The organism is Novilysobacter viscosus, assembly GCF_046600715.1.
Taxonomy (GTDB): Bacteria; Pseudomonadota; Gammaproteobacteria; order Xanthomonadales; family Xanthomonadaceae; genus Lysobacter_C; species Lysobacter_C viscosus.
Genome location: NZ_JBJMAV010000003.1, coordinates 267,817 through 290,530 on the forward strand (window position 1 = coordinate 267,817; position 22,714 = coordinate 290,530).

General features: G+C 70.5%; 19 protein-coding genes and 1 other RNA gene. 17 read left to right on the forward strand and 3 right to left on the reverse strand.

Annotation, left to right across the window (positions count from 1 at the left end; genetic code table 11):
* The first annotated feature begins 61 nt into the window (after positions 1 to 61).
* Positions 62 to 1,021 carry a thiamine-phosphate kinase gene (gene thiL / locus ACJQWL_RS07010; protein WP_330968417.1) on the forward strand — a complete coding sequence of 320 codons (960 nt, stop codon included), beginning with the start codon at positions 62 to 64 and terminating at the stop codon, positions 1,019 to 1,021.
* Between the two features lie 122 nt (positions 1,022 to 1,143).
* Here thiL and ACJQWL_RS07015 read toward each other — a convergent pair whose 3' ends face one another.
* From ACJQWL_RS07015 to ACJQWL_RS07025, 3 genes are read right to left on the reverse strand one after another with little or no spacing between them, the layout of a single operon-like run.
* Positions 1,144 to 2,538, reverse strand: a complete 1,395-nt coding sequence (locus ACJQWL_RS07015) for an FAD-binding oxidoreductase (protein ID WP_330968416.1) — start codon at positions 2,536 to 2,538, stop codon at positions 1,144 to 1,146.
* 3 nt (positions 2,539 to 2,541) lie between these two features.
* Complete coding sequence (locus ACJQWL_RS07020) at positions 2,542 to 2,931, reverse strand: YraN family protein (protein WP_330968415.1); 390 nt, start codon at positions 2,929 to 2,931, stop codon at positions 2,542 to 2,544.
* Positions 2,918 to 4,297 (reverse strand): penicillin-binding protein activator, encoded by a 1,380-nt coding sequence (locus ACJQWL_RS07025; protein WP_330968414.1) that lies wholly within the window; start codon positions 4,295 to 4,297, stop codon positions 2,918 to 2,920. The genes ACJQWL_RS07020 and ACJQWL_RS07025 overlap by 14 nt, the downstream gene beginning before the upstream one ends.
* Positions 4,298 to 4,384: 87 nt before the next feature.
* On the opposite strand from ACJQWL_RS07025, the gene rsmI reads away from it, so the two are divergent.
* From rsmI to ftsZ, 16 genes are all read left to right on the forward strand, one after another.
* Positions 4,385 to 5,227 carry a 16S rRNA (cytidine(1402)-2'-O)-methyltransferase gene (gene rsmI, locus ACJQWL_RS07030; RefSeq protein WP_330968413.1) on the forward strand — a complete coding sequence of 281 codons (843 nt, stop codon included), beginning with the start codon at positions 4,385 to 4,387 and terminating at the stop codon, positions 5,225 to 5,227.
* A gap of 540 nt (positions 5,228 to 5,767) precedes the next feature.
* Positions 5,768 to 6,185, forward strand: an RNA gene (gene rnpB, locus ACJQWL_RS07035) — RNase P RNA component class A.
* 442 nt (positions 6,186 to 6,627) lie between these two features.
* A complete protein-coding gene (mraZ, locus tag ACJQWL_RS07040) occupies positions 6,628 to 7,074 on the forward strand; it encodes a division/cell wall cluster transcriptional repressor MraZ (RefSeq protein ID WP_330968412.1) in 447 nt (148 codons plus the stop codon).
* Positions 7,071 to 8,036 carry a 16S rRNA (cytosine(1402)-N(4))-methyltransferase RsmH gene (gene rsmH / locus ACJQWL_RS07045; RefSeq protein ID WP_330968411.1) on the forward strand — a complete coding sequence of 322 codons (966 nt, stop codon included), beginning with the start codon at positions 7,071 to 7,073 and terminating at the stop codon, positions 8,034 to 8,036. Before mraZ ends, rsmH begins: the two co-directional genes overlap by 4 nt.
* A complete protein-coding gene (ftsL, locus tag ACJQWL_RS07050; RefSeq protein WP_330968410.1) occupies positions 8,033 to 8,299 on the forward strand; it encodes a cell division protein FtsL in 267 nt (88 codons plus the stop codon). The genes rsmH and ftsL overlap by 4 nt, the downstream gene beginning before the upstream one ends.
* 98 nt (positions 8,300 to 8,397) lie before the next feature.
* The gene (locus tag ACJQWL_RS07055) at positions 8,398 to 10,215 is read left to right on the forward strand and encodes a peptidoglycan D,D-transpeptidase FtsI family protein (protein ID WP_411300815.1); all 1,818 of its coding nucleotides are present in this window, start codon (positions 8,398 to 8,400) and stop codon (positions 10,213 to 10,215) included.
* A gap of 5 nt (positions 10,216 to 10,220) precedes the next feature.
* On the forward strand, positions 10,221 to 11,702 hold the full coding sequence (locus ACJQWL_RS07060) for a UDP-N-acetylmuramoyl-L-alanyl-D-glutamate--2,6-diaminopimelate ligase (RefSeq protein WP_330968434.1): 1,482 nt from the start codon (positions 10,221 to 10,223) through the stop codon (positions 11,700 to 11,702).
* Positions 11,699 to 13,096 (forward strand): UDP-N-acetylmuramoyl-tripeptide--D-alanyl-D-alanine ligase, encoded by a 1,398-nt coding sequence (locus ACJQWL_RS07065; protein ID WP_330968409.1) that lies wholly within the window; start codon positions 11,699 to 11,701, stop codon positions 13,094 to 13,096. The genes ACJQWL_RS07060 and ACJQWL_RS07065 overlap by 4 nt, the downstream gene beginning before the upstream one ends.
* On the forward strand, positions 13,086 to 14,171 hold the full coding sequence (gene mraY / locus ACJQWL_RS07070) for a phospho-N-acetylmuramoyl-pentapeptide-transferase (RefSeq protein WP_330968408.1): 1,086 nt from the start codon (positions 13,086 to 13,088) through the stop codon (positions 14,169 to 14,171). The genes ACJQWL_RS07065 and mraY overlap by 11 nt, the downstream gene beginning before the upstream one ends.
* Positions 14,171 to 15,526 carry a putative lipid II flippase FtsW gene (ftsW, locus tag ACJQWL_RS07075; protein ID WP_330968407.1) on the forward strand — a complete coding sequence of 452 codons (1,356 nt, stop codon included), beginning with the start codon at positions 14,171 to 14,173 and terminating at the stop codon, positions 15,524 to 15,526. Before mraY ends, ftsW begins: the two co-directional genes overlap by 1 nt.
* Positions 15,523 to 16,665, forward strand: coding sequence for an undecaprenyldiphospho-muramoylpentapeptide beta-N-acetylglucosaminyltransferase (gene murG, locus ACJQWL_RS07080; RefSeq protein WP_330968406.1), 1,143 nt, complete (start codon positions 15,523 to 15,525; stop codon positions 16,663 to 16,665). Before ftsW ends, murG begins: the two co-directional genes overlap by 4 nt.
* A complete protein-coding gene (murC, locus tag ACJQWL_RS07085; RefSeq protein ID WP_330968405.1) occupies positions 16,662 to 18,122 on the forward strand; it encodes a UDP-N-acetylmuramate--L-alanine ligase in 1,461 nt (486 codons plus the stop codon). The genes murG and murC overlap by 4 nt, the downstream gene beginning before the upstream one ends.
* Positions 18,119 to 19,111, forward strand: coding sequence for a D-alanine--D-alanine ligase (locus ACJQWL_RS07090; RefSeq protein WP_330968404.1), 993 nt, complete (start codon positions 18,119 to 18,121; stop codon positions 19,109 to 19,111). The genes murC and ACJQWL_RS07090 overlap by 4 nt, the downstream gene beginning before the upstream one ends.
* Complete coding sequence (locus tag ACJQWL_RS07095; protein ID WP_330968403.1) at positions 19,108 to 19,848, forward strand: cell division protein FtsQ/DivIB; 741 nt, start codon at positions 19,108 to 19,110, stop codon at positions 19,846 to 19,848. Before ACJQWL_RS07090 ends, ACJQWL_RS07095 begins: the two co-directional genes overlap by 4 nt.
* Positions 19,845 to 21,095 carry a cell division protein FtsA gene (gene ftsA / locus ACJQWL_RS07100; protein ID WP_411300801.1) on the forward strand — a complete coding sequence of 417 codons (1,251 nt, stop codon included), beginning with the start codon at positions 19,845 to 19,847 and terminating at the stop codon, positions 21,093 to 21,095. Before ACJQWL_RS07095 ends, ftsA begins: the two co-directional genes overlap by 4 nt.
* A 112-nt stretch (positions 21,096 to 21,207) precedes the next feature.
* Positions 21,208 to 22,440, forward strand: coding sequence for a cell division protein FtsZ (gene ftsZ / locus ACJQWL_RS07105; protein ID WP_330968402.1), 1,233 nt, complete (start codon positions 21,208 to 21,210; stop codon positions 22,438 to 22,440).
* Positions 22,441 to 22,714: the final 274 nt, after the last annotated feature.

Here is a 22,714-nt window from a genome sequence, read left to right on the forward strand (position 1 = left end):
CACCGGGCGCCGGCAAGGCGGGACGGGTGAGCGCCGGTCGGCCACGTCCGCGGGAACGGTCGTGGAATTCGACCTGATCCATCGCATCCACCAGCGCGCCCGCAACCGCGACGACGTGGTGCTGGGCATCGGTGACGACGCCGCCCTGCTGCAGCCGCCGGCCGGCCGCCAGCTGGTGGTGGCCATGGACACACTCAACGCCGGCGTGCATTTCCCGGTCGGAACCATGGCTGCCGACATCGGCTGGAAAGCGCTGGCGGTGAACCTCTCCGACCTGGCCGCGATGGGCGCGGAGCCGGCCTGGTGCACGTTATCGCTGTCGCTCCCGGACGCCGACCCGGCGTGGGTGGACGGCTTCCTCGACGGATTCCTCGACCTGGCTGATCGCCACCGCGTCTCGCTGGTCGGCGGGGACACCACGCGCGGCCCGCTCTCGGTGTGCGTGACCGTGCATGGCTTCATCGAGCCGGGGTCCGCCCTGCGACGCGCGGGCGCGATGGCCGGCGATGACGTCTGGGTCACCGGTACGCTGGGCGATGCCGCCGCCGCGCTGTCGCGCTTGCATGAGGTCCCGCCCGGTGCCGGGCACGACGAGATGGCGCGGCGGCTCGACCGCCCGACACCCCGGGTCGGGTGTGGGCGGGCGCTGGTCGGCCTCGCCCATGCCGCGATCGATATTTCAGACGGGCTGCTGGCGGACGTCGGCCACGTCGCCCGCGCCAGTGGCGTGTCGATCCGGCTGGAGGTGGACGCGTTGCCGGCCTCCGATGCACTGGGCGAGGCCTTCGCCGCCGACACCCGACGCACGTTGCAGGCCAGCGGCGGCGACGACTACGAGCTGTGCTTCACCACGCCGGTCGATGCACGGCACCGGGTGGCGGCACTGTCCGAGACCCTGGGTTTGCGCATCACCCGCATCGGCACAGTCGAAGCGGGCGAGGGCGTACACGCGACCCTTGCCGATGGACGTGCGTGGCAGCCTGCGCGCAACGGCTACGCGCACTTCGAGGTGGGCCGGTAGAGAGCCCCGCCGGCGACGAAGCCGCGACCGCCTTGATGACGGAGTGGCAGGGCTGACGTCCCGCCCATTGCAGGTGGCCTGCCCCCTTGAAGCCCGCCCGGCTGGCGGCGCCACCCAGGCCCTTATGCGGGGGGCAGCAACTTGCCTGGGTTGAGGATCCCATCGGGATCGAACACCGCCTTGACCTGGCGCATCACCGCCAGCGTCGCCGCGTCCACGGCCAGGGGCATGAAGTCGCGCTTGGCCAGGCCGATGCCGTGCTCGCCCGACAGCGTGCCGCCCAGCGAGATCGCCAGTTCGAACACCCGTGCCAATGCCGCCTGCGCGCGTTGCGACTGTGCCGGGTCGGCCGGGTCGAACATCAGGTTGACGTGCAGGTTGCCGTTGCCGGCGTGGCCGAAACAGACGATCGGCAGGTCGAACTCCCGCGCCAGCGCCTGCACGCCATCGACAAGCCCGGGGATGCGCGACACGGGCACCACCACGTCCTCGTTGATCTTGCCCGGCGCGAGCGTGCGCAACGCCGGCGACAGCGCCTTGCGCGCAGCCCACAGGCCGGCGCGGGCGGCCTCGTCGGCGGCATCGTCCAGCGACACCAGCCCGTCCCCGGTGGCGGCGTGCATCAGCGCCCGGATGTCGCGGGGCAGCTGCGTGGGGTCGCCATCGGCCTCGATCATCAGCAGTGCGCCGGCATCGGCGGGCAGGTCCGCGCCACCCACGTCGCGGGCCAGGCGCACCGCCTGCGCATCCATGAATTCCAGCATCGACGGCGTCACCGGCTGCGCCATCAGCCGTGCCACCGCCTGCGCCGCGCTGGACACGTCGCGATAGATCGCGCGCAGCGCGTGCCGGGCGGGCGCTGTCGGGGTCAATCTCAAGGTGGCTTCCACCACCAGCGCCAGCGTGCCTTCGCTGCCGACCAGCAGGCGATGCAGGTCCAGGCCGGTCGAGCCCTTGGTGGTCGCGGTACCGCTGGTGATCAGTTCGCCCGCGCCGGTCACCGCGGTCAGCGCCAGCACGTTGTCCCGGCTGGCGCCGTACTTCACCGCGCGAGGGCCGCCTGCGTTGCAGGCGAGGTTGCCACCGACCGTGCTGAACGCCGCGCTGGTGGGATCGGGCGGCCAGAACAGCCCGTGGGCCGCGAGCGCGACCTGCAGGTCGCCATTGAGCACGCCCGGCTCGACCACGGCGCAGCGGTCACCGGGGCGGATGTCGAGGATCCGGTCCATGCGCTCGAACGACACCACCACGCCACCGGCGACCGGTACCGCCGCGCCCGTGGTGTTGGTGCCGCGGCCGCGTGCCACCACCGGCACCCGGTGGCGGCGACAGGCGCGCACCAGTGCCAGCACCTGCGTACGGTCGCGCGGCAGGGCCACGGCGTCGGGCATGGCCTCCCGCCTGGAGTTGTCATAGCCGTAGCCGATCCGCTCGCCCGGATCGGTGCGAAAACCGTCCCCCAGCAGGTCGGCCAATTCGCGCAGCAAGGGGTCGGGCAGTCCAGGTGCGTCGCGCATGGCTCAGCAGTCGTCGGCGCGGAAGGCGTCGCGCAGCCAGTTCAGGCGGGGCGCGGAGGGATCGCCCGCCGCCTCGACCACATCGAAACGGCACGCGGCATCGGCGTAGCGGGCATTCGCCTGCAGAAACGCCTGCGCGGCGCGGACCAGCCGCCGCCGCTTTTCGCGGGTCACCGACACCGCCCCGCCGCCGAACGCGCCGCCCCGCCGGTGGCGCACCTCGACGAACACCAGGGTATTGGCGGGCGCCGTCGCGTCCCACATCACCAGGTCCAGTTCGCCGAAGCGGTACCCCACGTTGCGTGCGATTTCCCGCAGCCCGGCCTGCGTCAGGTGCGCGCAGGCCGCGGCCTCGACCGCCGCGCCGGTGTCCCGGGGATCAGCGCTCGGCACCGGCCAGCGGCACCTGCCGGCCACCGATGAACGTGGACCAGGCGGGGGTCCGCTGCACGTGGCCGAAGCCGTCGATGCGCAGGGTGCCGGTGGCGCCTTCGACCCGGCCGTCTGCGGCCAGCGCGAGGTGCTCGAGGTAGGCGGTCAACAGCCAGGCATCGAAGCCGAAGGCGAACAGGCGTGCCCCGCCGCCTTTGGCCGTCGGTAGCGTGGCCGCCGCGCGGTCCAGGCTGGGCAGGCCGCGGACGCTGCGGTTGTTCCAGGCGATGGTGGGAAAGGCGATCCCGTCCAGCACGCTGTCCCTGGCTGGATCACCGGTGCCGGACAGCAGTTGCGACGTCGCCACCCGGGGCTTCCCGGCCAGGCCCGCCATTGCCAGCTTCGGCACCACGCCGTGCGCATCCTCGCCGCGCACGGCCAGGAACACCGCGTCGACGCCACCCTCCTTCTGCGCGAACAGCGCGAAGTCCTCGGTTCGCGCGCCCACCACGTCGGTGACCACGCCTCCGCCTTCGGCCAACCGCTCGCGCATCGCGGCGATCGCGCGCTGCTGGGTGTCGGATTCACCGCCCACCGCCAGCACGCGCCGTGCGCCGCGCTCCAGCAGGTAGTCGGCGGCCGCGGCGCCTTCGTCCTCCGGCGACAGCGCGAAGCTGGCGTTGCCCGGCGGCGGCGCGACGGAGCCGCGGTTGAGCGCGAGCACCGGCACCTGCAGCGTGCCGCGCCCGAACAGCGCGTCGACCTCGTCGCGGCCCAGCGGCCCGAGCACGAAGTCATGGCCTTCGGCGACGGCGCGGTCGTATGCCGACAGCGTGCCACCCGCGGTGCCGTGGGTATCGATGAATTCGATCTCGGGACGCCGGCGCCGCTCGCCGTAGTAGCCGGCCAGCAAGCCGTCGCGGACGGGCGAGGCAGCGGTGGCGAGATCGCCCGAGAGCGGCAGCAGCACGGCCAGCCGGACCGGCGGGCGATAGCCGTCGCTGTCGGCGGGCGGCCGGTTGCCTGCATCGAACTGCCACTGCGGGCGGTCGAACGGACGCGGCAGCGGCAATCCGCGGCGCAGCAGGGCGCGGCCGACATAGTTGTAGAAGGGGTCGCCATCGGCCAGTGCCGCCGCTTCCCGCGCCAGCGTCGCGTCGTCCAGTTGCGACAGCAGCGCGCCGATGCGCGTCTCGGCCTGGCTACGGGCGGGCCCGGAAAGGAATGTGGCTTCGCGCGCCAGTTGCGCGGCCTGGGCGATCGCCGGGTCCTGCACGACGGGCGGCGGCGCAGGCGCGCGCGTGGGGACCGCGCCGCAGCCGGCCAGCAGGCTGACCATCATCGCGGCCAGTAGCAGGCGCACGGTGGGAGAGGTGGCGCGTCTCATCAAAGGGCTCATCGGCAACCGTTCGCCGCGGGACGGCGTTCTGCGTGAAAGGGTTACGATTCTACCCATCCCCCATGTGGAAACACGATGCAGACTGGTGCACCGCCCAAGGCCGGCACGTTGCATGTCGTCGCCACGCCGATCGGCCATCTGGGCGACCTGTCCGCCCGCGCGCTGGAAACCCTGGGTCGCGTCGATGCCATTTGCGCGGAAGACACCCGGCACACCCGGCAACTGCTGGGCCACTTCGGCGTGGAACGCCCGTTGCTGGCCCTGCACGAGCACAACGAGGATGCGCAGGCGGCGTCGCTGGTGGAGCGGCTGCGCTCAGGCCAGTCGCTGGCACTGGTGTCGGATGCGGGAACGCCGCTGGTCAGCGACCCGGGATACCGGCTGGTGCGTGCGGCCCGCGCGGCTGGAATCCGGGTCTCGCCGGTGCCGGGGCCGTGCGCGGCCATCGCCGCGCTGAGCGTGGCGGGACTACCGTCGGACCGCTTCGCCTTCGAGGGTTTCCTGCCTGCCAAGGGTGGCGCACGCCGCGACCGGCTGGCGCGGCTGGCACCGGAGCCGCGCACGCTGCTGTTCTACGAATCGGGGCACCGGATCGGCGATTCGCTGGCCGACATGGCGGCCGCGTTCGGTCCCGCGCGCCCGGCGGTACTGGCGCGCGAGCTGACCAAGCTGTTCGAGACGGTGCTGGGCGAAACCCTTGCCGAGCTGGTCCAACAGGTCCGCGACGACCCCAACCAGCGCCGGGGGGAATTCGTGGTGGTGGTGCAGGGTGCCGGCGAGGACGCTGACGGTCGCATTGCGGAGGGCCGGCGCGTCTACGCGGCGCTGGCCGCGCACTTGCCCCCCTCCACGGCCGCGAAGGTGGCCGCGGAACTCACCGGTGCGCCACGCAAGGCGCTGTACGGAGCTTCAGGTTGACGCCCCGCCCGTAGGCGGGGCGCGCCCTGCTGTTCGTTAAGTCCGGCAGCCGATGCTCGTACTTGCAGTGCCCAGCAGTTGCCCAGTATCGCGATTTATGAAGTTCACGAAGACGGTGCCCGAATCGACTCCGGGCCTGCAGTACACGGAACAGAAGCGGCCCGCGCCACAGTTGTCCAAGATCACGCCCGAGTCGCCATACCACTGATGACTTCGCCTGCCCACGTAGTCGGTGTGCGCTTCGCAACTTTTAAAGGCGTTGTAGTGTCCTTGCTCGCACTGGACGTAGAAGTCGACTGACTGGGCAGTGGCGGCAGGTGCAGGCGAATGGACCATGCCAATCGATAGGGCGATGAGCAGACCCGCAATTTTCGCCGATAGCTTCCATTTCATTCCTTTTACTCTCCATGAGTTGTACATCCTTGGCCCCTGCTCGCGGTTGTCAATCTTGTGCTTGAGCAGCGGGAGCCGAATTGCCGGCTCATCCCGAGCATATACGGTGCCCCGCCGCATGGAAAAGATGGCAATATCCGCCCCGGCGGAGTCGGCCAGGCAGCCGCGTCATGCGCAAGCATGCCGAGGAAAGTCCGGGCTCCACAGGGCACGGTGCCAGGTAACGCCTGGGCGGCGCGAGCCGACGGAAAGTGCAACAGAGAGCAGACCGCCGAACGACCCTGCCGCTGTGGGGGTGCTTGTCGGACGAAAGTCCGGCCAAGTGCCACCGCACCGCCGAAAGGCGGAGGCAGGGTGCGTGGCAAGGGTGAAACGGTGCGGTAAGAGCGCACCGCGAGTCTGGCAACAGACCGGCACGGCAAACCCCACCGGGAGCAAGACCAAATAGGGAGGCAATGCCGCGGCCCGCGGTGCCTCCGGGTAGGTTGCTTGAGCGTCGCGGTGACGCGGCGCCTAGAGGAATGGCTGCCCACGACAGAACCCGGCTTATCGGCCGGCTCCGCCCCTTTTTCTTCGGCTTCGCCGGCTGCACGTCCGTCCGCGACCGCTGGCGTGCCCGCCTGGCGCCGATCTCCACCTCCCAAAGCCCGCAATCCGCGCGAGCCGGCTGCCCCGGCGTACGCGTGCTGCGCTGCGGCAGCGAATCCGGGCCGATCCCGTGAATGCCTTGTGATGGCGCCAAAACCTGTGGATATCTCAAAATATGAGACGAAACAACGGTTAGTGGATAAGTCTTGAACCGGACTCTGAAGTTCGCCGCAAGTCATTGACGCGCCTAGTGAAAATCGCACCCCAAACTTGTTGACAACCCTGTGGACCGTGCCTAAGGTGGGCTTCCGAGGGGAAACCGGGAATTTTGTGGTTTTCCGTGGCCGGATTCGCCCTTCCCGGGTGTTTCCAACGACAGGTAGACCCGCCCGGCAGAGGCGGGCTGCCACAGGTGCTCAATGTTCCAGGGCGAGACCGCGATCACGATCGACGACAAGGGCCGGCTGGCGGTGCCCACCGCCCACCGCGATGCCGTTGCGCGCGACTGCGGGAACCGCCTGGTGATCACCTACAACCCCTTCGAGTCCGGCTGCCTGTACCTGTACCCGCAGCAGGTCTGGGAGCGGGTGCGCGACCAGGTCAACAAGTTGCCCAAGGCCAAGAAGACCAGCCGGGTGATGCAGCTGAAGCTGGTCGGTGCGGCCACGTTCGTGGAGCCCGACGGCAACGGACGCATCACCGTGCCGGCCAGCCATCGCGCGGCGGTGGGCATCGAGAAGAAGGCGGTGCTGCTGGGCATGGGCGAGAAATTCGAGTTGTGGAGCGAGCAGGCGCACCACGCGCAGATCCGTCAGACCATCTCTGACGAGGATCTGAGCGAGGACCTGCTCGACCTGCAGCTATGACGGGTGGTGGCGTGGACCGCGCCTCGGCGCCCTCCGGCCACCTTCCCGTGATGTTCTCGCAGGCGCTGGACGGCCTGCGCGTGGACGGGAATGGAACCTACCTGGATGGCACCTTCGGCCGCGGCGGGCACGCCCGTGGCGTGCTCGAGCGACTGGGCCCCGCAGGCCGGCTGCTGCTGATGGACAAGGACCCCGAGGCGATCGCCGTGGCCGAACGCGAGTTCGGCACCGATCCGCGCGTGGCCATCCGCCGCGGCAGCTTCGCCGACCTTGCGGACTGGGACGCGACCTCGGGCGGGCTCGACGGCGTGCTCCTCGACCTGGGCGTGTCCTCCCCGCAGCTGGACGTTGCCGAGCGCGGCTTCAGCTTCGGCAAGGACGGTCCGCTGGACATGCGCATGGACCCCGACGCCGGGGCAAGCGCCGCCCAGTGGCTCGCCGGCGCGACCGAGCAGGAAATCGCCGACGTGCTGTGGACCTACGGCGAGGAACGCATGAGCCGGCGCATCGCCCGGGCCATCGTCGCCCGACGTGCCGAAGAGCCCTTCACCCGCACCGCGCAGCTGGCGGCACAGATCGCGCAGGTCATGCCGCGCGGCGAGCACAAGACCCATCCGGCGACACGCAGCTTCCAGGCCATCCGCATCTTCATCAATCGCGAGCTGTCCGACCTGGAAGCCGGGCTGGACGCCGCGCTGGAACGGCTCAGGCCCGGTGGTCGGTTGGCCGTGATCAGCTTCCACTCGCTGGAGGACCGCATCGTCAAGCAATTCATCGCCGGCCACGCCAAGGCGCCGCCCGCCAACCGGCGCCTGCCGCAGGCCGAGGTGTTCGTGCCGGCGCTGCGCACGATCGGTTCGGCGATGAAAGCCCAGGCCGACGAGACCGGCGGGAATCCGCGGTCGCGAAGTGCCGTGCTGCGGATCGCCGAGCGCCTCCACGGCGACGGAGGGGCCGCATGAGCCTGCGCCTGGTGCTGACGGTGCTGGTCGCCGCCAACGTGGTCACCGCGTTGGCGGTCGTGCACGCGCGCCATCGCCATCGCCAGCTGTTCGTCGAGCTGACCGCGCTGGAGCGGGCGCGCGACGAGCTCAACATCGATTTCGGCCGGCTCCAGCTGGAGCAGGCCACGTGGGCCGAGAGCAACCGCATCGACCAGGTTGCGCGCGACCGCCTTGGCATGCGGTTCCCGGAAGCCGATGAAACCGTGGTGGTGCGCCCGTGAGCCGCCGACCCGGCCGTCCGCCGCAGCGCAACGATGGCGCCACCCCATGGCAGCGGTTGAAGACCCGTCTCGCGGCGCGCCCGGGGGGCCGCACGCGCATGCGCTACAACGTGCGCAGCCGGGTGCTGCTGGTCGGCGGCGCGCTCGCGCTGTGCTCGGTGGCGCTGGTGGCGCGTGCGTTCCACCTGCAGGTGGTCGACAACGAGTTCTACCGCAAGCAGGGCGACGAGCGGATCCTGCGCGAGATCGCGATCCCCACCTCGCGCGGCATGATCACCGACCGCAACGGCGAGCCGCTGGCGGTCTCCACGCCGGTGGAGTCGGTGTGGGGCAATCCGCAGGAGCTGCTGGCCAACCCCGAGCGCATCCCCGAGCTGGCCGAGGCGCTGGACGTCCCCGTCGATTACCTGACGCGCAAGATCAGCCAGCGCGGCAGCAAGGAGTTCATGTACCTCAAGCGCCGGATCAGTCCGGCCGCGGCCAGGAAGATCCTTGCCCACGCGATCCCCGGCGTGTTCTCGCAGCGCGAATTCCGCCGCTTCTACCCGCAGGCCGAGGCACTGGCCCACGTGCTGGGCTTCACCAACATCGACGATCGCGGCCAGGAAGGGCTGGAGCTCGCCTTCGACGACTGGTTGCGCGGCAAGCCCGGCGCAAAGCGGGTGATCCGCGACAGCCGCGGGCGCTTCGTCGAGGACGTGGAGTTGATCCGCGCGGCCGAAGCCGGCCACGACCTGACCCTCACCATCGACCGTCGCATCCAGTACCTGGCGTTCCGCGAGCTGCGCAGCACGCTGTTGCGCACGGGTGCGAGCGCGGGCTCGGCAGTGGTGTTGGACGTCGACACCGGCGAGATCCTGGCCATGGTCAACCTGCCGACCTACAACCCCAACGCGGTCGACCCGCGCAACGCCGACGCCCGCCGCAACCGAGCGGTGACCGACGTGGTCGAGCCGGGCTCGACGATGAAGCCGATCACGGTGGCCGCGGCGCTCAGCGCAGGCGTGGTCACGCCCGACACCCAGGTGGACGTCTCGCCTGGCCACATGGCGCTGGGCCGCTACACCATCCGCGACTTCCGCAACTACGGCGTGCAGACCGTCACCGGCCTGATCACCAAGAGCTCCAACCTGGGTGCGGTCAAGCTGGCCAACAAGCTCGACGACGACTATTTCTACCGGTTCGTGCGCGGTTTCGGCTACGGCCAGAAGCCCGGCAGCGGCTTCCCCGGCGAGTCGTCCGGCGTGCTGCCACCGCCCGATCGCTGGTTCGGCTCGACCAAGGCGACGATGTCCTACGGCTACGGATTGTCGGCCACGCCGCTGCAGATCGCCGCGGCCTACGCCGCGATCGGCAACGGCGGCAAGCTGGTCACCCCGACCTTCGTCAAGGGCGAGCGCCACGAGGCGCGCGAGGTGCTGTCCCCGCACGTCGCCGCGCAGGTCATGCAGATGATGCAGACCGTCACCGAAGAAGGTGGCACCGCGACCCAGGCCGCGATCCTGGGCTACCACGTCGCCGGCAAGACCGGTACGGCGCGCAAGTTCAACGACACCGGCGGCTATTCCCGGCGTTACGTTTCGTTCTTCGCGGGGGTGGTGCCGGTGGAGAACCCGCGCTTCTCGATGGTGGTGGTGGTCGACGACCCCGATGCCAGCAAGGGCTACTACGGCGGCCTGGTGTCGGCGCCGGTGTTCAAGAGCGTGATGGACGGCGCGCTGCGCCTGATGGACGTCCCTCCCGACGATATCGACACGTGGCTGGCGGCCCAGGCCGAGGCCGATGCCAAGCGCCGCGAGGCCGCGACCGATGCCGTCGGGACCGCGCCGGTGGTGCCGGCCGTGCCGGTCGAATTTCCCGCCGAGCGCGCCGCCGCCACTTTGTCAGCCGCAACCCGACCCGGGGCGGCGCCATGAGTGCGATGCCGCTGGTGAAATTACTGCCGGACGTCACCGGCATTCCGTCCGGCCTGATGGTCGGCGGGCTGGCGCAGGACACGCGCGAGTTGCGCCCGGGCGACGCTTTCTTCGCGGTCGAGGGCGAGGGCGGCGGCGCCCACGGCCTGGCGTTCGTGGAGCAGGCGCGCGCCGCCGGCGCCGTCGCGGTCCTGTTCGAGCCGCCGGCGCCCGATGGCATGACCGCACCGGCCGATGCCATTGCCGTGCCGGGCCTTCGCGCACGCATGGGCGGGATCGCGCACCGTTTCCACGGCGAGGTGACGCAGGCGATCGATGTCGTTGGCGTCACCGGCACCAACGGCAAGACGTCGACCGTCCAGTTGCTGGCGCAAGCGTGGGCGCTGCAGGGTCGCAACGCGGGCAGCATCGGCACCCTCGGCGCCGGGCTGCATGGCCAGCTGGTCGCCACCGGATTCACCACGCCGCTGGTACTGCGCCTGCACGCGTTGCTGGCGGGCATGCACCGCGACGGCGCGCAGGCGATCGCGATGGAAGTCAGCTCTCACGCGCTCGACCAGGGGCGCGTGGATGGCGTGCACTTCGACGTCGCGGTGTTCACCAACCTCACCCGTGACCACCTGGACTACCACGGGGACATGGAGCGCTACGCCGCAAGCAAGGCGCGGCTGTTCGCATGGCCGGGCCTGCGTGCGGCGGCGATCAACCTCGATGACGCGTTCGGCCGGCGACTGCATGCCGCGCTGCCGCAGGGCGTGCGCCGCATCGGCCTCAGTTCGCGTGGCCAGGCGGGGGCGTCGGTGCGAGCCGGGGACATCGTGCTGGACAACCGCGGCATCGCCTTCGACCTGCACGTGGACGGCCACGCCGGCCCGGTGCGTTCATCGCTGCTGGGACGCTTCAACGTCGACAACCTGCTGGCGGTCGCCGGCGCGCTCCACGCGCTGGAAGTCGACGCAGCCACCATCGCCGCCACCCTGGGCCGGCTGCAGCCCGTCGCCGGGCGCATGAACCGGCTCGGGGGAGACCGGGGTCCCGCCGGCCAGCGCCGGCCGCTGGTGGTCATCGACTACGCGCATACGCCCGACGCGCTGGAACAGGCGCTGGCATCGCTGCGTGCACACGCACAGGCGCGGCTGGTGTGCGTGTTCGGCTGCGGGGGCGAGCGTGATCGCGGCAAGCGGCCGCAGATGGCCGCCATTGCCGAGTCGCAGGCCGATACCGTCATCGTCACTGACGACAACCCGCGCAACGAGGATGGCGATGCGATCGTTGCCGGGATCCTCGAGGGCTTCCGCAACCCGGGTCGCGTGCTGGTACGGCGCGACCGCGACGCGGCCATTGCGCTGGCGATCGCCCAGGCCGGTCCGGACGACATCGTGCTGGTGGCCGGCAAGGGCCACGAGCCATACCAGGAAGTGGCCGGGGTGCAGCACCCGTTCGACGACACCGAGGTCGCGCGCCGGCACCTGGAGGCGCGACCATGACGCCCATCCTGCTCAGTCGGATCGCACAGGCGACCGGCGGACGCCTGGTCGGCGACGACCGCAGCGTGTCCAGCGTGGCAACCGACACCCGGGCCCTGGCCGAGGGCGGGGATGCGATCTTCGTCGCGCTGGCGGGCGAGCGTTTCGACGGCCATGACCACGTCGGAGCCGCTGCCCGCGCGGGCATTGCGGCCGCGCTGGTTTCGCGCGAGCTGCCAATCGCCGTCTCGCAGGTGGTGGTTGCCGACACCCGGCGCGCGCTGGCCGACTGGGCGGCCGTGGTGCAGCGCGACCGCGCCACTCGCGTGGTCGCCATCACCGGCAGCAATGGCAAGACCAGCGTCAAGGCGCTGGCCCTGTCCGTACTGCGGCAGGTGGCCGATACCTATGCCAACCCCGGCAATCGAAACAACGAGATCGGCGTGCCGCTTGCGGTGCTGGACGCTCCGGAGGGCGCGGCGTTCGCCATCTATGAGATGGGCGCGGGACAACCCGGCGACATCGCCTACCTGGCCGCGATCGCGCGCCCGCACATTGGCCTGGTGAACAACATCGCGCCCGCGCACCTGGAGCGCATGGGCAGCCTGCTGGGCGTGGCCGACACCAAGGCCGCGATCTACAATGCGCTGCCACCCGATGGCGTGGCGGTGATCAATGCCGACGACGCGTTCGGCCCGTTCTTCGCCGAGCGCGCGCATGGACGGCGGCTGCTGCGATTCGGCCTGGAAGCCAGCGCCGACGTCACCGCCCGCGACATCCAGCTGGACGAGGACGGCAGCCGTTTCATGCTGGTCACCCCGCTGGGCGAAGCCGAGGCACGGATCGCGCTTCCCGGCCGCCACAACGTGCTCAATGCATTGGCCGCCGCGACGATCGGCCTGGCCGCCGGCGCGGACATGGCGCAGGTGGTCGCGGGGCTGGCCCAGGCGCAGCCGGTGCAGGGCCGCCTGGTCGCACACCGCTGGGGCGCGCACGCGACCATCGTGGACGACAGCTACAACGCCAATCCCGGCTCGGTCGCCGCCGCCATCGACACCCTGGCCGCTGGCCCGGCCGAGGGTTGGCTGGTGCTGGGTGACATGCGCGAGCTGGGCGACGACGCCGCCGGCATGCACGCCGAGGTCGGGCGCCGCGCCCGCAGCGCCGGAATCCAGAGGCTGTTCGCGCTGGGCCCGCTGAGCACCACCGCGGCGGGCACGTTCGGCGACGGCGGCAGCGTCCACGCCGACCACGCGGCACTGGCCGGCGCGTTGCGCGATGCCCTGCAGGCACACGCGCCGACGCCCGTCCGGGTGCTGGTGAAGGGTTCGCGTGGCAGCGCGATGGAACGGGTCGTCGCGGCGCTGCTGTCGGATGCGCCGTGCAATGAAAAGGGGGACGCGGATGCTGCTTGAACTCTCGCGGTGGCTGCAGCAGCTGGAAAGCGTTTTCGGGCTGTTCGGCTACCTGACTCTGCGCGGCATCCTCGCCGCACTGACGGCGCTGGCCCTGTCGCTGTGGTGGGGGCCGTCGGTGATCCGCCGGCTCGGCCAGCTCAAGGGCGGGCAACCGATCCGCACCGACGGCCCGCAGTCGCACTTCTCCAAGGCCGGCACCCCGACCATGGGCGGCGCGCTGATCCTGATCACCGTGCTGGCCTCGGTGCTGCTGTGGGCAGACCTGCGCAACCGCTACGTGTGGCTGGTGCTCGGGGTAATGGTGGCCTTCGGCGCCATCGGCTGGTGGGACGACTGGATCAAGATCGTCCGCCGCGATCCCAACGGCATGCGCTCGCGCACCAAGTACCTGCTGCAGTCGATCTTCGGCCTGGCCGCCGGCGTGTTCCTGTACATGACCGCGGACGCCCCCGCGGCCACCACCTTCTACATCCCGCTGTTCAAGGCGGTCGCGCTGCCGCTGGTGGCTTTCAGCTTCGTGGCGATCGCCTACTTCTGGATCGTCGGCTTCTCCAACGCGGTCAACCTGACCGATGGCCTGGACGGGCTGGCGATCATGCCGACCGTGCTGGTGGCCTGCGCGCTGGGCGTGTTCGCCTACGCATCGGGCAATGCGGTGTTCTCCGAATACCTGCAGATCCCGGCGGTGCCCGGGGCGGGCGAGCTGGTGATCATCTGCGCGGCCATCGCCGGGGCCGGGCTGGGCTTCCTGTGGTTCAACACCTATCCGGCGATGGTGTTCATGGGCGACATCGGCGCGCTGGCGCTGGGCGCCGTGCTGGGCTGCATCGCGGTGATCGTCCGGCAGGAGCTGGTGCTGGTGATCATGGGCGGCATCTTCGTGATCGAGACCCTGTCGGTGATGGCGCAGGTGGCCTCGTTCAAGCTGTTCGGCAAGCGCATTTTCCGGATGGCGCCGATCCACCACCATTTCGAGCTCAAGGGCTGGCCGGAGCCGCGCGTGATCGTGCGCTTCTGGATCATCTCGGTGATCCTCGTGCTGGTCGGCCTGGCCACGCTGAAGGTGCGTTGATGACCGACCGCGCCGCCACCGCCATGCCCCGCCACGCCGCAGGCCAGGCCACGCGCCTGGATGCCATCACCGGTCGTTTCGACCCGTGGCTGCTGGCCCTGGCGTGCGCATTGGGCTGCATCGGCGTGGTGATGGTGGGCTCCAGTTCCATCGCCATCGGCGAGGGCCTGGACGTCGGCCCGTTCTACTTCCTGACCAAGCACGTGGTGTTCCTGGCCGGCGGGGTCGCGCTGGCGTGGTGGATGTCGCGCACCGAACTCAGGTCGCTGGAGCAGCGCGGCCCGCTGCTGCTGCTGCTGTGCATCGCCTCGCTGCTGCTGGTGTTCATCCCCGGCATCGGCCACAGCGTCAACGGCGCCCAGCGCTGGATCAAGGTGCCGGGCATCTCGACCTTCCAGATGGTCGAGGCGGTCAAGCTGATGTACATCGTCTGGCTGGCCAGCTACCTGAAGCGCTACAGCGAGGAAGTCAGCGCGACCTGGCCGGCGATGCTCAAGCCGATCGGCGTGGCCATCGTGCTGGTGGTGCTGCTGGCACTGCAGCCGGACTTCGGCTCGCTCTCGCTGATCCTGGCCATCACCGGCGGGATGCTGGTGCTGGGCGGGGTCAACATGCCGCGGATGTTCGGGCCGGTGCTGGTCGGGCTGCCACTGCTGGCGGTGGTGGCGATCGCCGAGCCCTACCGCGTGCGCCGCCTGACCTCGTTCATGGACCCGTGGGCGGACCCGTTCGACAGCGGCTACCAGCTGACCAACGCACTGATGGCGGTGGGGCGCGGCGAGTGGTTCGGCGTCGGCCTGGGCAGCTCCATCCAGAAGCTGCAATACCTGCCGGAGGCGCACACCGACTTCATCATGGCGGTGATCGCCGAGGAGCTGGGCTTCGTCGGCGTGTGCCTGGTGGTGGCGCTGTTCGCGGCCCTGGTCGGGCGCGCGTTCTGGATCGGCCTGCAGTGCGCGCAGATGCGCCGGCACTTCTCGGCGTACTGCGCCTTCGGCATCGCGCTGTGGATCGGCCTGCAGAGCTTCGTCTCGATCGGCGTCAACCTCGGGCTGCTGCCCACCAAGGGGCTGACCCTGCCGCTCATTTCATATGGCGGTTCAAGCACGCTGATGAGTTGCGTCGCGCTGGGGCTGCTGCTGCGCGTGTCCTATGAGCTCGATCGTGCCCAGCGCCAGGTGGCGCGACTGCGGGGCGAGGCAGCGCAACCTTCGGTTGGTGTGCCGGCGACGGCCTCCCCGCTGCCCGGTGCCGCGCCCCAGGGTCCGCCCGTGCTCGCGCGCGCCACCGATACCGCGCGCGGCACCAGCCGCCTGCGCCAGCGCATCGAGCCGACGCTGGGGAGGGCGGGATGAACCTCGCCACCCCCCAGGCCGTCGCCGCGACGGCTACCGACACCGCGCTGCGTCCGGTGATGATCCTGGCTGGCGGCACCGGCGGGCACATCTTCCCCGGCCTGGCCGTGGCCAAGGCGCTACGCGAGCGGGGCGTCCCCGTTGTGTGGCTGGGTGCGGACGGTGGCATGGAAACCCGGCTGGTGCCGCAGCACGGCATCGAGATCGAGACCATCGCCGTGCGCGGCATCCGCGGCAAGGGCGCCGCCACGCTGCTGGCCGCCCCGTTCAAGGTCTGGCGGGCGGTGGCCCAGGCGCGAGCGGTACTGCGCGAGCGCAAGCCCGCAGCGGTGATCAGCTTCGGTGGCTTCGCTGCCGGGCCGGGCGGCCTGGCCGCGCGACTGGCGCGGGTGCCCCTGCTGGTGCACGAACAGAACCGCGCGCCGGGCATGACCAACCGGGTGCTCGTGCGCATGGCCGAAGAGGTGATGACCGGCTTCCCCGATACGTTCCCCGACCGCGCCGAATCGGTGGTCGGCAACCCGGTGCGCGACGAGATCGCCGCCGTGCCCGGGCCGGACCAGCGGTTCCAGGGTCGCAACGGCCCCCTGCGGTTGCTGGTGCTGGGCGGCAGCCAGGGCGCGCGCGCGCTCAACGATGCCGTACCCGACGCCCTGCGCCGCCTGCGTGGTGCCATCGCCTTCGAGGTCCGGCACCAGAGCGGAGAGGCGATGCAGGAAGCAACCACGCAGGCCTATGCCCAGGCCGGCATCGCCGCTTCGGTCGAGCCGTTCATCGCCGACATGGCCGGGGCCTACGCATGGGCCGACGTGGTGGTCTGCCGCGCCGGCGCGCTGACCCTGGCCGAGCTGTGCGCGGTGGGCGTGGGCAGCATCCTGGTGCCGTTCCCTCAGGCGGTGGACGACCACCAGGCCAAGAACGCGCAGTACCTGTTCGATCGCGGCGCCGCCCAGGTGCTGCCGCAGGGCGAGACGCTGGGCGAGCGGCTGTCGGCCACCCTGGAAATTCTCTCAGAGCGGGTCGACCTGCTGCGCATGGCGCAGTCGGCGCGTGCGCTCGCCCAACCCGACGCCGCACGGAAGGTCGCCGCCATCACCCTCGATACGATCCAGCGCCACGCACGCGGGGGCCGCGCATGAGCGTGACCGTCCGCCGCCGCCTGCAGCACACCGGCGATCTCGCCAAGGCCTTTCCCCGCATCCATTTCATCGGCGTCGGCGGCGTCGGCATGAGCGGCATCGCCGAAGTGATGTGCACGCTGGGCTACAAGGTGTCCGGCTCGGACACGGCCGACAACGCGGTGACCCGCCGGCTGGTCGCGCAGGGCGTGACCGTGAACCGTGGCCATGCCGCCGCCAACGTGCTGGGCACCGATTGCGTGGTCGTGTCCAGTGCGATCAAGGCCGACAACCCCGAAGTGCTGGAAGCGCACGCGCAGCGCATCCCCGTGGTGCCGCGTGCCGAGATGCTGGCCGAGCTGATGCGCTTCAAGCGTGGCATCGCCATCGCCGGCACCCACGGCAAGACCACGACGACTTCGTTGACCGCAAGCGTGCTGGGCGAAGGCGACATCGACCCCACCTTCGTCATCGGTGGCCAGCTGCTGGCCGCCGGCTCCAATGCCAAGCTCGGCGGCGGACAGTGGCTGGTGGCGGAAGCCGACGAAAGCGACGGCAGCTTCCTGCGCCTGACCCCGCAGATCGCGGTGGTCACCAACATCGACGCCGACCACCTGGAAAACTACGGAGGCGACTTCGCCAACGTGCAGGCGGCGTTCGACGAATTCCTGCACCGGCTGCCCTTCTACGGCCTGGCCATCCTGTGCATCGACGACCCCGACGTGGCCGCGCTTGCGCTGAAGACGCCGCGCCACGTCATGACCTACGGCTTCGACCCGGATGCCGACGTCAGGGCCGAGGACGTGGTCCAGCAGGGCGCGCGGATGCGTTTCGACCTGTGCCTGCCCGACGGCACCCGCACCCCGGTGATGCTGGCGTTGCCCGGCCGGCATAACGTGCAGAACGCACTCGCGGCGGCCGCGGTGGGCTGGCAGCTTGGCGTCGAGCCTTCGGCGATCAAGCGCGCGCTGGAGAGCTTCGCCGGCATCGGCCGCCGCTTCAACCTGCTGGCGCAGGTGCCGACCCCGGATGGCGGGCTGGTCACCGTGGTCGACGACTACGGGCACCACCCCAAGGAGCTGGCGGCGGTGTTCGAAGCCGCGCGCGGCGGCTGGCCCGATAAGCGCCTGGTCGTGGCGTTCCAGCCGCACCGCTACAGCCGTACCCGCGACCTGTTCGACGAGTTCGCCGCAGTGCTGTCGGGCGTGGACGTGCTGGTGCTCACCGAGGTCTACCCGGCCGGCGAGGCACCCATCGCGGGCGCCGACTCAAAGGCATTGGCGCGCGCGATCCGCGTGCGCGGCCGGATCGATCCGGTGGTGGTGCCGGCGGCGACGGACCTGGCATCGGTGCTTCCCGACGTGCTCCAGGACGGCGACCTGCTGATGATGATGGGCGCCGGCGACATCGGCCACGCCGCGCAGCAGCTGGTGGTCACCGGCTTCAGGCCGGCCGACCCCGGGGAGGACGCGGCATGACGCTGCAGCTCGCCGCGCCGCGCCTCACCGATCCTGCAGGCTTCGGCCGGGTCGCGGTGCTGATGGGCGGCACCAGTGCCGAGCGCGAGGTGTCGCTGGACTCCGGCCGCAACGTGCTGGAGGCGCTGCGCTCGCGCGGCGTGGATGCGTTCGGGGTCGACGGTATCCCGGCGCTGGTCGACGCCATCCGGGCCGGCCGTGATGCCGACGCAGCCAGGGTCGACCGCGTCTTCAACATCCTCCACGGCAACAAGGGCGGCGGGGAGGACGGTGTGCTGCAGGGCCTGCTGGAGGCGCTGGGCGTGCCGTTCACCGGCTCGCGGGTGCTGGGCAGCGCATTGAGCATGGACAAGATCCGCACCAAGCAGGTGTGGCTGGCAGAAGGCCTGTCGACTCCCGGCTACGTGCGCCTGGCCGGCTCCAACCGGGACGCCCGGTCCGATGTGAAGTCCGCCGCGCGCGCGCTGGGCTTGCCGGTGATCGTCAAGCCGTCATGCGAAGGCTCCAGCGTGGGCGTTTCGCGCGTGCTGGACGAAGCGGCGCTGGACGAGGCGGTCGCGCTCGCCGCGCGCTATCCGGGCGAGATGCTGGTCGAGCAGATGGTGCAGGGCGACGAGCTGACCGTGGCAGTTCTCGCCAGTGGCGATGGCCACGTGGCCCTGCCGTCGATCCGCATCGTGCCCAAGGGCGAGTGGTACGACTACAACGCCAAGTACGTCGCCGAAGACACGCAGTACCTGTGCCCCGGCCTGGACGGCGAGGACGAGCGCGCGATCGGCGAGCTGGCACTGGCGGCCTTCGTCGCCGCCGGCTGCCAGGGCTGGGGGCGCGTGGACGTGATGCGCGACCGGGCCACGGGGCGCCTGTTCCTGCTCGAGGTGAACACCGCGCCGGGCATGACCAGCCACTCGCTGGTGCCCAAGGCCGCGGGCCAGGTCGGGATCGACTTCCCCGAGCTGTGCTGGCGCGTGCTGGAGACATCGCTGTGAGCGCGCTGTTGCGCCTGCTTGGCTGGTTGCTGGCGGTCGCGCTGGTGGTGGCACCGGTGGTGGCCGTGGTCAATGGCTGGGTCGGCAGCGAGCAATGGCCGCTGCAACGGATGCGCGCCACCGGCACGTTCGAACGCGTCGACGACGCGCGCCTGCGCGAGGCGCTGCTGCCGTACGCACGCCAGGGCTTCTTCGCCGTCGACCTGGACCGTGCGCAGTCGGCCGTGGCGGCGCTGCCCTGGGTGGAGACGGCCAAGGTGCGCAAGCGCTGGCCCGACGTGCTCGAGGTGACCGTCACCGAACACCGTCCGTTCGCGCGCTGGGGCGATGACCAACTGCTCTCCGAACATGGACGGCTGTTCCCCGTGAGCGGAATCGAAGTCCCGGCGGGGCTGCCCAGGCTGTCCGGCCCCGACGCACGGGTGCACGACGTGGTCGAGCTCTACAACGAATCCCGCGACCTGATCGCCGGCGCCGGACTGCAGGTGCGCGAGGTGGCACTCGACGCGCGCGGCAGCTGGACGCTCGAGCTGGACGGCGGCACCGAACTGGTGGTCGGCCGCGCCGAGGCGCACGCACGCATCGCCCGTTTCGTCCGCCTGGTACCGCAACTGCTCGCCCAACCGACCCAGCGCCTGGCGCGGGCCGACCTCCGATACACCAATGGATTCGCACTCACCTGGGCCCCGATGCCCACGGACGGGGACGCGCCATCGCAGCAACAGGACCAGACATGAATCGCAAGGGCGACAAATCGCTGATCGTCGGGCTCGACATCGGCACCTCCAAGGTGGTGGCGCTGGTGGGCGAGTACACGCCGGCCAACGGCGGGCCGGCCCAGCCGATCGAGGTCATCGGCATCGGCAGCCACGAATCGCGCGGCCTGCGTCGCGGCGTGGTGGTGGACATCGAATCGACCGTGCAGTCGATCCAGCGCGCCATCGAGGAAGCCGAGCTGATGGCCGGCTGCGAGATCCGCTCGGTGTACGCATCGATCTCCGGCAGCCACGTGCAATGCCGCAACTCGCAGGGCATCGCGCCGATCCGCGACGGCGAGGTCACCTTCGGCGACCTCGACCGCGTGCTGGAGGCGGCCAAGGCCGTCGCCATCCCGGCCGACCAGAAGATCCTGCATGCGATCCCGCGCGACTACGTGCTGGACGACTCGCAGGAGGGTATCCGCAACCCGGTCGGCATGACCGGTGTACGGCTCGAGGTGCATGCGCACCTGGTGGTGTGCGCGCAATCGGCCGCCGCCAACGTCAGCAAGTGCGTGCAGCGCTGCGGCCTGCAGGTCGATGACCTGGTACTGGGCGTGCTGGCATCGAGCCACGCGGTGCTGACCAGCGATGAACGCGAGCTGGGCGTGGTGCTGGTCGACATCGGCGCCGGCACCACCGACATCGCGGTGTTCGTGCACGGCGCCATCGCCCATTCGGCCAGCCTTGGCATCGCCGGCGACAAGGTCACCGAGGACATCGCGCACATGCTGCGCACGCCGACCCCCGAAGCCGAGCAGATCAAGGTCCGCTATGCCTGCGCGCTGGCGCAGATGGCCACCGCGGAGGAATCGATCCAGGTGCCCAGCGTCGGCGACCGCCCGCCGCGCCGCATGCCGCGCCACTCGCTGGCGCAGGCGGTGCAGGCGCGCTACGAGGAAATCTTCGAGATGGTCCAGGCCGAGCTGCGTCGCAGCGGCTTCGAGCAGCACGTCAGGGCCGGCATGGTCCTGACCGGCGGCGCCTCGAAGATGGAAGGCGTGGTCGAGCTGGCCGAGGAAATGCTGCAGATGCCGGTGCGGGTGGGGATCCCCCAGCACGTGACCGGCCTGGGCGAGGTCGTCGGCAACCCGGTGCACGCCACCGGCGTGGGCCTGCTGCTGATGGGCAGCCAGATAGAGAACCCCCGCCGCCCGGTGCTGCCCACGGGGCGTGCCGGCACCTTCTTCAACAAGCTCAAGAACTGGTACCGGGGGGAATTCTGATGTCCCCGGCAATTCATATGCAGTCCCGACGGCGAAGCAGGCGACGAACACGCAGCACCCCGGCAGCAACCCCCACGGCACACAACTAGCACCATATAAAGAGGACTCGGACATGGCACATTTCGAACTGGTAGAGAGCATGGCCCCGAACGCGATCATCAAGGTGATCGGCGTCGGCGGCGGCGGCGGCAACGCGGTCGCCCACATGGTCAGCGGCAACGTCGACGGCGTGGAGTTCATCACCGCCAACACCGACTCGCAGGCGATCAAGAACTGCGGCGCCAAGCTGCAGCTGCAGCTGGGCAGCAACGTCACCAAGGGGCTGGGCGCGGGCGCCAACCCGGAGGTCGGCCGGCAGGCCGCGCTGGAAGACCGCGAGCGCCTGATGGACGCCATGCAGGGCGCGGACATGGTGTTCATCACCGCCGGCATGGGCGGCGGCACCGGCACGGGCGCGGCGCCGGTGGTGGCGCAGCTGGCCAAGGAGATGGGCATCCTGACCGTGGCCGTGGTCACCAAGCCGTTCCCGTTCGAGGGCCGCCGCCGCATGCAGGTCGCGCTCAAGGGCATCGAGGAGCTCAGCCACCACTGCGACTCGCTGATCACCATCCCCAATGAAAAGCTGATCACCGTGCTCGGCCGCAATGCCACCATGATCCAGGCCTTCCGCGCGGCCAACGACGTGCTGCTGGGCGCCGTGCAGGGCATTGCCGACCTGATCGTCCGCCCCGGCCTGATCAACGTCGACTTCGCCGACGTGCGCACGGTGATGAGCGAGATGGGCCTGGCGATGATGGGCACCGGCTCGGCCCGCGGCGACGACCGCGCGCAGGCCGCGGCCGAGTCCGCGGTGCAGAACCCGCTGCTGGACGACATCAACCTGTCGGGCGCCAACGGGATCCTGGTCAACATCACCGCAGGCCCGGACTTCACCATGGCCGAGTTCGACGAGGTCGGCCGCACCATCGAGGCCTTCGCCTCCGAGGATGCGACGGTCGTGATCGGCACCGTGCTCGATCCGGACATGCAGGACGAGGTCAAGGTGACCGTCGTCGCCACCGGCCTGAATCGCGCTGTCGCACGCACCGGGCAACGCGAGACCGGGCGCGCCGTGAGCCACGTCCAGCTGGTGCGCGACGGCACCACCGGCCTGCCGATCGACGCGGTGGCCGACGGATTCACACCGGGATCGGCCACGCCGCCCACCGGATTCGGCCAGCTGCGCAGCCGCACCGCGTCGGCAACTGAAGCCTCGACCCCGGCGGCCAGCCCGGCGGTGGCCGATTTCGGCGGAAGCGACAGCTACCTGGACATTCCTGCTTTCCTGCGCCGACAGGCCGACTGATGCCGTCCTTGGCGCAGGACCGGGGCTTCGGCCCGTCCGGCCCGGCCATCCCTGGCCGGGCGTTCGGCCACGCGCCGGGCAGTGCCCGGCAAGCGCGTGGCCTCACCCTGCGCCGCCAGGCAGACTGATCCGCCGTCCGAGTCCTGCAACACGGCCGCCGGGGCGTCCTCCCCGGGGCCTTTTTGACCGGCCGGTCACGGCCGGCCGGTCAGTTTCCCGGACGTGGGTGACACTCCCGGGACACTGCGTCCTTTTCCGTTCAGGTTCAGCCACC